The sequence below is a fragment of the Bacillus sp. FSL W8-1141 genome, from assembly GCF_038593205.1.
Lineage (GTDB): Bacteria > Bacillota > Bacilli > Bacillales > Bacillaceae > Bacillus > Bacillus altitudinis.
Genome location: NZ_CP151973.1, coordinates 1,791,434 through 1,804,397 on the forward strand (window position 1 = coordinate 1,791,434; position 12,964 = coordinate 1,804,397).

At 37.7% G+C, this 12,964-nt stretch carries 15 protein-coding genes; 4 read left to right on the top strand and 11 right to left on the bottom strand.

All coding sequences use genetic code 11. The features are described 5' to 3' along the window. Window positions 1–16: 16 nt before the first annotated feature. Window positions 17–1,189 (bottom strand): MFS transporter, encoded by a 1,173-nt coding sequence (locus NSQ52_RS09050; protein ID WP_025207405.1) that lies wholly within the window; start codon window positions 1,187–1,189, stop codon window positions 17–19. A 77-nt stretch (window positions 1,190–1,266) separates the two neighbouring features. On the opposite strand from NSQ52_RS09050, the gene NSQ52_RS09055 reads away from it, so the two are divergent. Both NSQ52_RS09055 and NSQ52_RS09060 read left to right on the top strand, forming a co-directional pair. Beyond that, window positions 1,267–2,430 carry an isocitrate/isopropylmalate dehydrogenase family protein gene (locus tag NSQ52_RS09055; RefSeq protein WP_178896731.1) on the top strand — a complete coding sequence of 388 codons (1,164 nt, stop codon included), beginning with the start codon at window positions 1,267–1,269 and terminating at the stop codon, window positions 2,428–2,430. 2 nt (window positions 2,431–2,432) lie between these two features. Continuing rightward, window positions 2,433–2,987, top strand: coding sequence for a sugar O-acetyltransferase (locus tag NSQ52_RS09060; RefSeq protein ID WP_144665506.1), 555 nt, complete (start codon window positions 2,433–2,435; stop codon window positions 2,985–2,987). Between the two features lie 249 nt (window positions 2,988–3,236). Here NSQ52_RS09060 and NSQ52_RS09065 read toward each other — a convergent pair whose 3' ends face one another. The 4 genes from NSQ52_RS09065 to NSQ52_RS09080 all read right to left on the bottom strand — a co-directional run bounded on the left by NSQ52_RS09065 (window position 3,237) and on the right by NSQ52_RS09080 (window position 6,122). Next, on the bottom strand, window positions 3,237–3,689 hold the full coding sequence (locus tag NSQ52_RS09065) for a VOC family protein (RefSeq protein WP_039167759.1): 453 nt from the start codon (window positions 3,687–3,689) through the stop codon (window positions 3,237–3,239). Window positions 3,690–3,890: 201 nt separating this feature from the next. Beyond that, window positions 3,891–4,604: a DsbA family oxidoreductase gene (locus NSQ52_RS09070; RefSeq protein ID WP_342474074.1), complete on the bottom strand. Its 714-nt coding sequence runs from the start codon at window positions 4,602–4,604 to the stop codon at window positions 3,891–3,893. A gap of 125 nt (window positions 4,605–4,729) precedes the next feature. Continuing rightward, entirely contained in the window at window positions 4,730–5,350 is a 621-nt protein-coding gene (locus tag NSQ52_RS09075) for an NAD(P)H-dependent oxidoreductase (RefSeq protein WP_058337567.1), read from the bottom strand. Between the two features lie 127 nt (window positions 5,351–5,477). Then, window positions 5,478–6,122, bottom strand: a complete 645-nt coding sequence (locus NSQ52_RS09080) for an NAD(P)H-binding protein (RefSeq protein WP_113747409.1) — start codon at window positions 6,120–6,122, stop codon at window positions 5,478–5,480. 226 nt (window positions 6,123–6,348) lie between these two features. Here NSQ52_RS09080 and NSQ52_RS09085 point away from each other — a divergent pair, with 226 nt between their 5' ends. After that, the gene (locus tag NSQ52_RS09085; protein ID WP_243173138.1) at window positions 6,349–6,936 is read left to right on the top strand and encodes a TetR/AcrR family transcriptional regulator; all 588 of its coding nucleotides are present in this window, start codon (window positions 6,349–6,351) and stop codon (window positions 6,934–6,936) included. A gap of 364 nt (window positions 6,937–7,300) precedes the next feature. Here the strand turns inward: NSQ52_RS09085 and NSQ52_RS09090 are convergent, their stop codons facing one another. After that, the gene (locus tag NSQ52_RS09090) at window positions 7,301–7,882 is read right to left on the bottom strand and encodes an NAD(P)H-dependent oxidoreductase (RefSeq protein WP_144680408.1); all 582 of its coding nucleotides are present in this window, start codon (window positions 7,880–7,882) and stop codon (window positions 7,301–7,303) included. A 123-nt stretch (window positions 7,883–8,005) separates the two neighbouring features. On the opposite strand from NSQ52_RS09090, the gene NSQ52_RS09095 reads away from it, so the two are divergent. Then, window positions 8,006–8,350, top strand: coding sequence for a helix-turn-helix domain-containing protein (locus NSQ52_RS09095; protein WP_144680410.1), 345 nt, complete (start codon window positions 8,006–8,008; stop codon window positions 8,348–8,350). Window positions 8,351–8,576: 226 nt separating this feature from the next. Here NSQ52_RS09095 and NSQ52_RS09100 read toward each other — a convergent pair whose 3' ends face one another. From NSQ52_RS09100 to NSQ52_RS09120, 5 genes are all read right to left on the bottom strand, one after another. Further along, window positions 8,577–9,680, bottom strand: a complete 1,104-nt coding sequence (locus NSQ52_RS09100) for a threonine synthase (RefSeq protein ID WP_342474075.1) — start codon at window positions 9,678–9,680, stop codon at window positions 8,577–8,579. 72 nt (window positions 9,681–9,752) lie between these two features. Further along, window positions 9,753–10,127, bottom strand: a complete 375-nt coding sequence (locus NSQ52_RS09105; protein ID WP_017367342.1) for a RidA family protein — start codon at window positions 10,125–10,127, stop codon at window positions 9,753–9,755. An 11-nt stretch (window positions 10,128–10,138) separates the two neighbouring features. Then, on the bottom strand, window positions 10,139–10,789 hold the full coding sequence (locus NSQ52_RS09110) for a PAS domain-containing protein (RefSeq protein ID WP_046343659.1): 651 nt from the start codon (window positions 10,787–10,789) through the stop codon (window positions 10,139–10,141). A 162-nt stretch (window positions 10,790–10,951) separates the two neighbouring features. Beyond that, on the bottom strand, window positions 10,952–11,611 hold the full coding sequence (locus NSQ52_RS09115) for a TetR/AcrR family transcriptional regulator (protein ID WP_039167775.1): 660 nt from the start codon (window positions 11,609–11,611) through the stop codon (window positions 10,952–10,954). A gap of 63 nt (window positions 11,612–11,674) precedes the next feature. After that, window positions 11,675–12,844: an NAD(P)/FAD-dependent oxidoreductase gene (locus NSQ52_RS09120; RefSeq protein ID WP_342474076.1), complete on the bottom strand. Its 1,170-nt coding sequence runs from the start codon at window positions 12,842–12,844 to the stop codon at window positions 11,675–11,677. Window positions 12,845–12,964: the final 120 nt, after the last annotated feature.

Sequence of the window (12,964 nt, forward strand, 5' to 3'; positions counted from 1 at the left end):
AAAGATCTGGCACTTTTCAAAAAGAATGTATTGATGTCGGTTTTGCAACAGCTTTTGTAAAGATTCCTGCAATACAAATGGCAAACAGAACAAAAATAAACGCATGAAGCAGACCGACTTGATTGGCGAGCAGTCCTAAAACAGGGGGCCCTGATAGAGAGGCTGTATACCCAGATAAAGTGACGATACTGACACGTTTGACAGCATAGCGGCTATCATCACCAGCTGCTGAAATGGTCAGCGGGAAGCCTAAGGACGCGCCAAGTCCCCATAAAAAGATAGATATCATACACACGACGAGTGAAATCTTTAAAATCACCAAGAATAGTCCGGCGGCAGCAGATAAGATCGCGACTCTTAGCAACAGCACCCTGCCAAAGCGATCAATGAAACGTCCGCTCAGTAATCTGCCACTAATCATCCCGCACAAAAATAATGCATAGATGACCGTACTCATTGAATGAGAAACCTGATAGCCATCAACCATTGCTAGTGGAATCCAATCATTTGCAGAACCTTCTACAAATGCGAGACATAAGGCAATCATCGCTAATGAGATCGTCCGTTTGTTCAGCCATGATGTTTGAGAAGCCTCAACTGATTCTGTCTGCGTCTTATCCGGATCTTTTCCTGTCCCGTGCGGAATAAACCGTGTACAAATCAGGATGCTGAGAAAGAAAAGGAGTGCAATGGTGAGAAGGTGAATGAGGACAGACACACCTAAATAAATAAAGAGAATTCCGGCACCTGCACCAATTAACGTTCCAATACTGAAAGAAGCATGCAAAATCGGCAGGATCGTTCTCTTGATCTGATACTCAATCTCCGTTCCTTCTAAGTTCATGGCTACATTGCACATGCCTGAGCCTGAACCAAAAAGAAAAAGACCAGCAGTGACAATCAGCGTAGAAGAGAGGGCGGCGCCGATTGCAAGGGTTGAGAATCCAATAAACATCAAAAAAGCGCTGACCACAATCGCCACTCGGCCGCCTTTTTTGCGAACGAATACATTGGAAAGAATCAGCCCGACAATGGAACCTACAGATAAGCCGAGTAAAATGAGTCCCATTGTGCCTGTATCTGCTTGTAATAAATCTCTCACTTCTGGTGTTCTTGAAAACCAAGTGGAGATGGATATCCCAGACATCGTAAAAATAACAATAATCGCTTTATACCACTTTAATTTCATCTAATCCCTCATATCTATGTAGTCATACAGAACAAATCTACTCGATTATAAAGGAGACTTCTTGATTCGTAAATAACATGAGGGAGGATCATCATGAAGAAAATATTCCAACTTCATCATTCTTTGATAGAATAAAGACAAAAGGGGCGATACATATGTCATATCGAATAGGTATTTTAAAGGGAGACGGGATTGGACCGGAAATTGTTGATTCTAGTATGCGTATTTTAAAGACAGCGTTGTCACAGTTCAATGAACCATTTGTGGAATTTGTAGAGTGTCCTATCGGTGCTGAAGCCATTCATTCTCATCAAGATCCAGTGCCAGCTTCTACTATAGCCGCCTTGAAAAAATGCCATGGCTGGATATTAGGACCTCATGATTCAGCTTCATATCCTGATCAATTGAAAGAAAGAAGAAATCCAAGTGGAGAACTGCGTCATACATTTGATTTATTTGCAAATATTCGTCCATCGCAATCGCTGCCAGGTGTGAAAAGCGTTGCTAGTGGCGTCGATCTGGTCATTTTTCGAGAAAATACAGAAGGCTTTTATCCAGACCGGAATATGTATCAGGGGACAGGAGAGTGGATGATTACACCAGATGTCGCCATATCTACAGGTGTGTTTACAAAAAAAGCAATTACCCGTATTGCCCACGCAGCCTTTCAACGTGCAGTGGAGAGGAGGGGGAAAGTCACCATTGTTCATAAAGCGAACGTGATCAAATTAGGATCTGGCTTGTTTTTACGAACATGTCAAGAGGTAGCGAAAGCATATCCACAAGTGGAGGTTGAGGATATTCATATTGATGCGATGGCTGCTCATTTAGTGAGACGTGCAGGTGATTTTGATGTGATTGTGACAGAAAATATGTTTGGCGACATTTTATCTGATCTTGCAGGGGAACTAGTCGGCAGTTTAGGAATGGCACCCTCATTAAATTGCAACGAAAATCAAGCGATGGCACAGGCGGCACATGGTTCAGCACCTGATATAGCTGGTCAAAATACCGCCAATCCAATGGGCATGATTCTTTCTACAGTGATGCTTTGTAACTGGCTGCATGTGAAATATCAAGATGAAAGATTAAAACAGACAGCCAGTCTGATCGAACATACTCTTGATGAGACCTTAAAAAAGAACTTGAAAACGAAGGATTTAGGAGGAAATGAGACGACAACACAATTCACCGAGGCATTCATTCAAACGATGAATGAATTTTCAACAAAAGGGAGATGAACATGAAAACAGAAAAAGAAAAGATGATCAAGGGAGAATACTATCATCCAAATGACCACACATTGATGGCAGATCGAGCAAAAGCGCGACAATTGACATTTGCCTATCAGCAAACAAATGAGCCATCACAGAGAAAGGCCATTTTAAAGGAGCTTTTAGGCGCTTGCGGAGAAGATGTGGTGTTTGAAGGCAGAATACAATGTGATTATGGATACAATATCGAGATCGGTGAGCATTTTTTTGCAAATTTTGATGCTGTGTTATTAGATGTTTGCAAGATTACAATTGGAGATCATTGTTTGTTAGGTCCGAATGTACATATATATACAGCTGGACATCCGTTAAATCCAGAAGAACGTCAAACAGGTATTGAATTCGGCAAACCAGTCACAATTGGACATCATGTATGGATTGGCGGCGGCGCCATTATCAATCCAGGTGTGACAGTCGGAGATCATGCTGTCATTGCATCAGGAGCCGTTGTGACAAAAGATGTTCAGGCAAATGTGATTGTTGGCGGGAATCCCGCAAAAATCTTAAAACATTTAGAGGAATGAAAATCTGACGAATCAACCGTTGGATTTTCATTTTTTGTTTTTATCTCAATAAGATAAGTATACTTAATAATGAGACAAAGAAAATTCAATTATTGTTTAACTTCCTAGAATATATATTATGTAAACTAGATATTAATTAATGCAAAAAAGAGAACCTTTGACTTGATCCTCTTTATTATTAGATTTTATATTCAATTGACTCAAAAGCAGCATTATTTTCCAGTCTCAGCAAACTGTTTCAAAAATAGGTCATAAAGGTTTTTGGGGTAATTCCATTATTTGAATCTCCATCCCCCATGAAGTTGTGATATAGAAAAATCCAAGAGGGCTCAGCTCTCTAACTTTAACATCAGACTGTTCTGCAAAATATTTTAAAGCCTCTTCTATATTGGTAACTGTAATAGCTAGATGGGCTACACCGATATCACTGGGTTTTAGGTGAACATTCTGTTGATCTGGCGTCGACCATTGAACCAGTTCAATCTTTCTACCGCCATATTGCAAAAATGCCGCCCCTTCTACAATTGACTGTTCGTGAACCCCAAAGTATCTTTTTAAACTATCGTCCTCAAACTGCATCCGTCCTGGCCGGAACAAGACTTCAAAACCCAAAATATGAGTGAAGAATTCAACTGCTACTTCGATATCGGGTACTACAAATCCTGAATGCTCGATTGTGCCTTGGAAAATTGTATTTTTCATATCGCTAAACCCCTTTGATTTTTTGGAAGTAAATGATTCATAATAAAGTGGTATTTAAAGCAGCTATATCACACGAGCACCAATTAGGTTCAATACAAGTCAACTGATGTTGGCACTACTGCAAGATTTAGAACAACAATACCTGAGCCTTGAAATACTATAATATTCTTTTGTGATTTCTGAATCTTTTTTGAATATTCATTAAGATTTACATGTTCCATCTGAACAATCATCATCGAGCGACGACTCTAATTTATGCTCTTCAACCTTACGATTCGCGTACTCTTCTTTCCATACCTGTTGTAATGTTTCTAAAAATACTTCACTAGGCTGTGCTCCTGAGATGACATATTTATCATTCACAACGTAAAAGGGAACGCCCTGAATCCCAATTTTTAATCCCTCGGCTCTATCAGCTGCGATATTCTCGCTATATTGATCATTTGATAAAACATCCATAGCTTCGTTGCCATCAAGCCCTATTTCACTTGTAAGTTGAGCAAGTGTTGCGTGATCACCGATATCTAGTGAATCCGTGAAATGAGCTTTCAAAATACGCTCCATAAACTCCCGAATCTTCCCTTTCTCTTTTGCATAATAAGAAAGACGAAGTGCATCATATGAATTTGTAGGAATCATTGTATCAAATTGATAATCTAACCCAACCTCTTTTGCTTTCTGTTTCAATTGATTGTTCAGTACTTTTGCTTTTTCATATGGGACACCATGCTTAGAGGATAATACTTGATGGATATCCATTCCTGTATTTTTTTTCGCATATGGATCTAATTGAAAATGTCGAAATACGACTTCTACCTCTTCTTTATGTTCAAACTGTTCTAACCCTATTTCAAATTGACGTTTGCCAATATAACAAAACGGGCAAACAAAATCAGACCAAATTTCTACTTTCATCATATGTTCCCCCTTTATGATTTTGATGAATGTATTTTGTCTATTCTTCTTTATTACGCTTTTGAACGTGCGAGGTGGGATGATGTTAATTAAAATCTTTTTAACTAATCCCACCAATGCTTTTTTTAAAACGTTCGTGCTACCTCTTTTGCTTTTTCAATTGTTGAAGTAACAATTTCTTCTTCTTTAGTTGGATCATAGTCAATACCTTCAACAAAAATCGTTGGTTCCACTTCAATTCCAACAAACTTCAGCGCACCTCTTACGTAAGAATCAGAATGTTCCATTCCAATTGCCTGCGAATAAAATCCTCCCATACCATGAATATGGATTGCTTTTTTCCCTTTCATCAATCCTTCTGGACCTTCTGATGTATATTTAAACGTTTTTCCAGCACTCATGATGGTATCAAAATAGGCTTTTAATAAAGGTTGGATTCCTAAATTCCACATTGAAGACTGAATGATGTATTTATCTGCTTCCATAAATTGCTTTGTGAATGCATTCACTGCTTCTATTTTTTGTGCTTCAACATCTGTTAGCACTTCCCCACTTCTTAACTTCTTTTGTCCAGTTAAAAAATCAGCATCGATTAATGGCACATTTGCATAATAGACATCTACTTCTATTATTTCATCTGTTGGATTTACTTCCTTATATTCATTGATAAATGCTCTAGCAACTTGCGTACTTCTTGATTGTTCCTCACTTTGAGGTGTTCCTTTAACAAATAATACTTTTGACATGATCATTTCCCCTTTATGATTTTGATTTTGAATACTTATAAAAAGAATTCACACGCAATATTTTGGTATGACTCTAAATGATTCCTATAATTTCTGCTGAATCAACAACCTCATACAAAAAGCTCATTTAATGATTATAAACAATGGGCATTTTTCCGATTAATTGGGGTTGCCTAGCAGCGTCATACATGAGTTTAGCGACATTTTCCCTAGATACGGACATTTTAGCTGGCTGATCGCCGAATGAATAACCGTAAGATTGCCCGTTGTATTTGATATTAGGATTAATGATTCGAACGACTGTCCAATCCAGGTTCGATTGTTTAATCAGTTCTCCTATCTTCTTCATTTCGGCATAACCATTTGGCATGAGAAGTTTAGGCAATATTCTTGGCAATATCGTCGATAAGCTTTTCTTATCGTCTTCAGATTGCAAGGCTGGCGTCGCGAGTGTAATCAACCTTTTTTTGGTGAATTTCTTCATCGCTTTGACAATTCGGTTATGTCCGTCGGCGATCGGTGTACCTTTTTGTTTTCGAGACAAATCAATGCCGGGACCTAAGGTGCTTATCACGACATCAGCTTCTGAAACTGCCGTTTCAATAGCTGAAGTGTTCGTTAGTTCACCCGTTACAATGCGTAAATTCGAATGCTTTTGCTTGATTTTCTCAGGGTTTCTAACATATACCGTAACGAAATCTCCGTTTTCTAATGCAAACTGTGTTAAAAGTTGACCGATTGCACCAGTTGCCCCAAAAATAGTGATATTCATGGTCGTCTATCTCCTTTTGTTATTCAGAATGATCACAATGATTTCCTTGATCAAAAATCTTTCGTGATAACATGTGTTATTTAAGCAACGCGCGTTGTATAATTGATGATAAGATGAAAAAGAATAATAAACAATAATCAAAATAGCCAATATGTAGTTTACGCAACACTTCTATATGTATTGTCGTTTTTAGACAAGATGATGAACCCTAAAAGGAGAAGAAAAAATGATTATGCCAAAAAAAGATCCGAGAATCCTTCGTACAAGACAGTTGATTGTAGACTCTTTTCTTTCGTTAGCTAGTGAAAAAGATTTCAACCATATAACGGTACGTGATATCACAGAAAAGGCTACTATTAACCGGGCTACATTTTATGCGCACTTTGACGATAAATTTGATTTGTTACATTCTACAATCACCAATACATTTACAGACAAATTGAAAAAAAGACTCAATGATCACGATGGATTCAATGAAAAAGTCATTGCAAATATTTTTCTAGCCATGTGTGATCACCATAAAGAGATAAGCGACCTATGTCCCAAAGGTTATCATTCTTTAGGAACTATTATCGAAAGTAAAATTAAAGAGGAGTTACAGAAACTAATAGCTGATCTTATGCTAAAAGGAACTAACAACATCATCGAATTAGAGGATAAACAAATGGTAACAACCCTATCTACTATGCTAAGTTGGGGGATATACGGAGCTGCATACACATGGAATAAGGATGGAAGACTTATTTCATCAGAAGAGCTAGTGACTAAGACCCTGCCTATCTTTAGAAATGGTATGAGTCAGTATTATTTTTAATGAAAATGATGTTAACAATCTGCTTGAGCCGGCAGTGCTATAAAAAATATTAAAAAAACACAGAAATGGTATGGATTTAAATAATGGGGTATTTGGAGGAGTGCAAGAGGTCAATTAGGCAGGCTCGATTTGTTGTTGCTTAAATGACTGGTGATAAAGAGTCTGCTGAAACGTGTAGCACTAAAGTTATAAAGCTTTACTTTAAATAGTGGGATTCTTATACGGCTATTGTATATCAGATCATACAATGGATCTACATTTACCTTCTTGTACAAGTCTATCCTTTTGTTTTTCAAAACTTCTACGACCTTCTCAATAAATTAAATCGGTCGTAGAAGATGGGCCTTATTTGTTGTACTGTAAATCAAATATTCTGGGATATTTCTTTTAAAAATTGCTTTCTCTTTTCATCTGTTGTTAAGTTCACTCTAGAAAAATGAATCCATTTCGTGGATTCATTTTTCAATCCCAAATCAGCTAGCGTTCTGTTAATAAAAACGCTTTGAATGGCATTTCCAGCTTCCGATTCAATATAATCCTTATCTGTTGTAGATGTTGAGATCACGGTTGTTTTTTTTATATTTGTCAATAAACCTTTCAAAGCACCAGTGTGTTGATCTTCCGTAAATGCGAAACCCCTTAACATCACTTTATCAATAAATCCTTTTAACATAGCAGGTAGATCCCACCACCAGACTGGGAATATAAATACCAATTCTGTTGACTGTTTTAATTTTTCTTGATAATCCTTCACTAATGAATAAGGCGTTTCTCCTTTATGAAAATGCTTTAATTCTTCAGCTGTAAAAACAGGATTAAATCCATCTTTATATAAATCGATTACTTGAAACGGTTCTCTCTTTGTTTCTAATTTTTCTGTTATGGAAGTCAAAATGGCATGATTATAGCTTCCATCCCAAGGATGTGCATAGACAATCGTTTTCATTATTCATTCACCCTTTTTCTGAGTTTTGCATCATTTTTTGATGTACATTGATTTTATTGTGTGCTATAACATACTACAAGTACGGTAATCAAAGTGCGATACTAACCCAAAGGAGAGTATAAAATGAATGAGGAGTCCTTCCAGACGAAAGCTGAGCTAAAAGATACTGGTTTTGGGTATACTTTGTCATTAATTGGTGGGAAATATAAAATGCCAGTTCTGTATGCTTTATATTCAAACGATGGTCCTGTTCGCTATAATCAGCTGAAACGTCAGCTCGGAACGATTTCTTTTAAAACATTAACCAATACACTAAAAGAGCTTGAAGCGGATCACTTAATTCATCGTAAAGAATATCCCCAAGTGCCTCCAAAAGTAGAATATAGTTTATCTGAAAAGGGTTTATCACTGATGCCTGTATTAGATGAGATATGTTATTGGGGAGAGGAACAAATGAAAAATAATTAGGTAGAGTGGAAAGAAAGCTACTACGGTTTAAACACGCTTTCTAAAGTAGCTTTCTTCTCATCTTATATCAATCCGATTGGCTCATTTTGTTGATGCGCTAACTCCATTCCTTCTGCCAGATAGAGAGCGTTCTTTTTATCTATATCATCATCAGGCCAATTGTGAATCAGTTGACGTAATCTAACTGCAACGGTCTTACAAACATCTTTCTACCAGAGTCCTAAGGTTATTTTGATTTAATCCCTGCCCCACAAAGAGGTATGATAATGGTTTCTTCTGATTCCTTTTGATATTTCATGTAGCCAGCAAAATTGATGGCAGATGTCACTTCGACATAAAATCCTTTCTGACTCAGTTTAGAGCGTGCATGTATAATTTCTTCTTCTTCAATATCAATAAACGTACCATTCGTCTTGTATACAGCTTCTAAAATTTGTTTGGAGCGAGCCGGGGCAGCAATAGCGATCCCTTCTGCTACGGTCCCTTTATTTGTGACAGGTGATGCTGATTCTTCTTCATTTTGATAGGCTTTCACAAGGGGTGCGCAGTTTTTCGCTTGTACAGCAACAATTTTCGGTATTTTATGAATGAGACCATTTTCGAATAACTCTCTAAAGCCATAATATGCACCGAGCAGCAGAGTGCCGTTTCCAACCGGAATGATTAAAGCATCCGGTGCTCCTTTTAGTTGCTCATAGATTTCATAGGCGTATGTTTTTGTACCTTCGAAAAAATAAGGGTTATAGACATGGCTTGCATAAAAAACGTTTTCCTCGTCTACTGCCTTTTGGGCCGCAGCTGCAATGTCCTCTCGTGTACCATGAATTTCTTTAATCGTTGCTCCGTGGGCTTTTATTTGAGCGACTTTTTTAGGTGATGTTTGATCACTTAGATAGATGTCACAGGCAATACCACAACGCGCAGCATACGCAGCAATTGCCGTTCCTGCATTCCCGCTGCTATCAGCAATGACTTTTGTTACCCCTAATTCCTTAGCTTTTGTCATTAACACAGCTGCTCCACGGTCTTTAAATGATAGTGTCGGCATCATATAATCAACTTTTACATAAGTGTTTGGCTCATTAGGATCTAGAACGATTAAAGGAGATTGGCCCTCGCCCATTGTCACAGTTTCCCACGTCTTAGAATCTTTTGGAAATGGCATGGTTTCAACATAACGCCATAATGAATTTGGATAGTGATCCCAAGCTGCGACGTCTATTTTCGGGGTATCTTTCACTAGATTTAATACTCCACCACAATCACATTTCCATAGAGTTGGTGTCATCTCATATTTTTCCCCGCAATGGTTACAACTTAATTGATTCATTCTTCATCTGCCCCTTTGAATATTTTTTTATACAAAATATAATTTTTTATATAGGGTGGTCAAAAAAATATTCTAAATATATGCAATGGCATCCATTTCAATTTTGAAACCAAAATGTAATTCATTCGTTGGTACAATCGTACGTGCTGGTTTATGTTCACCGAAAAATTCGGTATAAACCGCATCTACTTTGTCCCATAATTCAATATCTGAAATGTATAATGTCATGCGCAAAATCTTTTCTTTTTGACTTCCAGCAGCCTCGACAATCATCTCTACATTCTTAAGCGCTTGTAATGTCTCTTTTTCAATGGGGCCGAACTCTTTTTCTGTCGTTTCAGGATTGATGGCAAATTGTCCTGACACATAGACCGTGTTTTGATGAATGGTTGCGAATGCATAGTGTCCGTTTGATTTTAGATTTCCTACCTCGAGTATGCTTTCCATTTTGACACTCCTTACCTCGATTTATTTTTGATTTCATCCAAATAGCTATAGACGGTTACTTTGGAAATACCTAACATAGATGCGACCTTCTCAACAGATCCTTTCATTAAAAAAATGCCCTTTTCATCCATAAATTTGATTAGTTCAATTTTTTCATGACGTTTCATGACTGGGTGAACACTGTTTTGAATGATTTGTTGAATCAATTGATCTACTATTTCTTCCACATTTTCAAGATCATCATTTGATGTTGTTTCTTTCTCTTGAGCTTCCACCTGTGTAGTAAGAAAAGTATCCATAAATTGCTGCATTTGATTCAGTGCTTCAACATCAAAATTGATACAGAAAGCACCGATCACTTTTTGCTTTGAATCACGTATTAATGAAGTCGAAGAACGAATCGTACGCTTATCTTCTGTTACAAATGTATAACCAGCCAGATAATCTTCTTTAAAATCTTCTGATTGTAATACAGTCTTGACTAGATGATCAAATGATTGGCCGATTTCTCTTCCTGTCACATGGTTATTTACTGTAAACATGACAGATGCTTGAGGATTCGTTAAATCATGAATCACCACTTCACAATTTGGTCCAAACATTTTTGCAGTAGATTTTGCTAAAGGAATATAACTCTCTAATAACTTTTTAATATGTTCCATGCCTAAGCACCTCATTTTTTTATTCCACTAGATTATATAATTTTTTATATATAAAAACAATATATAGATTTATTTATATATTGTAATGCTTACAAGGTCACAAATATGAAAATCACCATATAAAAAAAGCAGCCATTGACTGCTTTTTGCTTATGCTCCTTTCTAATTGTCTTCCTGCTGGATTCCATACAAAATGACGTCAATTCCCCATCGGAACCGTTCCATTGATACGGTATCACCTGCAAACATTTCTTCTTTTACACGATGAATGAAAGGAAACTGCGTTTTGTTTGCTTGAAGAAATGCTTTTTTTGTGTCTGAAATCTGTGAAGAGCCTTGTTTCTTCCAAGAGACCTTTTCGTAAGCTACAGAAGATACGTATAACAGCAATAGGTCTACTCCCCATGCTGCAGATGTAGATTTGATCCCGCCTTCATGCAATGCAGCGAGAATACGTTCGGTCAACTGAAGAAAGTTCGTTCCTTGTGGAATGGTGGAAAGAGAAATTTCAGCGAGACCCGGTTTTTCGAATAGCAGTAGGAAATAAGTATGCAATATGTCGAATAACTGTTCTTTCCATGTGCTATCCTTTGAATCTGGATAAACCATTTGTCCGAGACCATAATCCAATACGTAAGCACTGAGTTCTTGAACATTGTTCACGTAGACATACAAGGATGCAGGTCCCGTATCCAATGCTTTAGCCACCTTACGCATACTCATGCCCTCTATTCCTTGCTCCTTAAGAAGCTCATAGGCCGTTTTCACAATAAGCTCACGGCTTAAGGGTTCTTTAGCCGGCCGAGACCGGCGACTGATCATACGACGATTTGAATTGTTCATACTCTCTTTATAACATGTCAAAGTAAAATAGTAAATTGAGCATCAATCATCATCCTTTTGAAAAGAATTCATCATATCTGCAAGCTTGACCGCAGCGTCTTTTGAAAAACACAGTTTTAAACTATTCTCCGATTCATGCGCTTTTTCCGATGAATATTCATACATCATGTCTTCGTATTCTTCAATCGCCTTTTCAATATGATGAGGATGTCGGACAATAGCAAGTGCTAGCTCCCTTGCATCAAACATCGCCATGTTCACACCCTCGCCTGCGAATGGTGACATGACGTGAGCTGCATCACCGATAAGCGTTACTCCTTTATGACGATTCCATTTAAAACTGGTAGGAAGCGTATAGATCCGCCTTGGAATGATGGCATCTTCTGCATAACGAATATAGTTTTTCAGCTGATCATCCCAATCACTAAATAACGCTAATAATTGTTCTTTTGCTTCTTTCGCTTGATGAAACGGTATGCCACAAGTCTCGATCCAATTGCGTTCTACCATGAAGCTTGCGTACACTTTGATTCGGCCATCTCCGTTTAACTGCCCAATCAGTCCTTTGTGGTCTGCCAAAGCAAACATCTTACCTCGTTTATTAAATTCAGCTAAATCAGGGTGGTTCTCCTCTACGCTTATGACATTCAGTTCTAGCATCGTGAGCCCAGAGTATTCAATCTCAATATCTGTTAACAGAGGACGCACACGAGAAAAAGCACCATCAGCCCCAATCAAAAGGTCAACTGTTTCGACAACTCCGTTTTCAAAATGAAGCTCGGTCATACCACTTTCTAATGAAACGCATCTTTCTAGTTTATATCCATATTTGATGGTTTCAGAATCAATTTGTTCTAATAGTAGTTCACATAACACACCACGATCAATTTCCGGGCGAGTACCTTTTTGATCTGATTCCGTTTCTTCATCTAAATAAATTCTTCCTGATTTATCAAGTAATCGGAAATCTTCCCCTTCATAGCGGGCATTCCTTTGAAATTTCTCATAAACTCCTGCTTCTTTTAAGGCTTTTTGACCTGTTTCTTCGTGAATATCTAGTGAGCCCCCTCGTTCAAGGCTCTTGTCATGCATCTCCCGTTCATAAATGGTTGTTTGTATACCGTAATTTTGCAAAATTAAGGCAAGTGTTAGTCCCCCAGGTCCTCCTCCAATGATAGCGATTTGCTTTTGATTCTTAGATAATGACGTCATCTTCTGCATCTCCTCATCCCTTTGTGGAAAGCGTTTTAAATTTCATTTCATTTATATTATAACGAACAACGTTCGTAAAGAACAGTGTTCGTTTAAAATTGTTTGTTGTACGATTGTGTT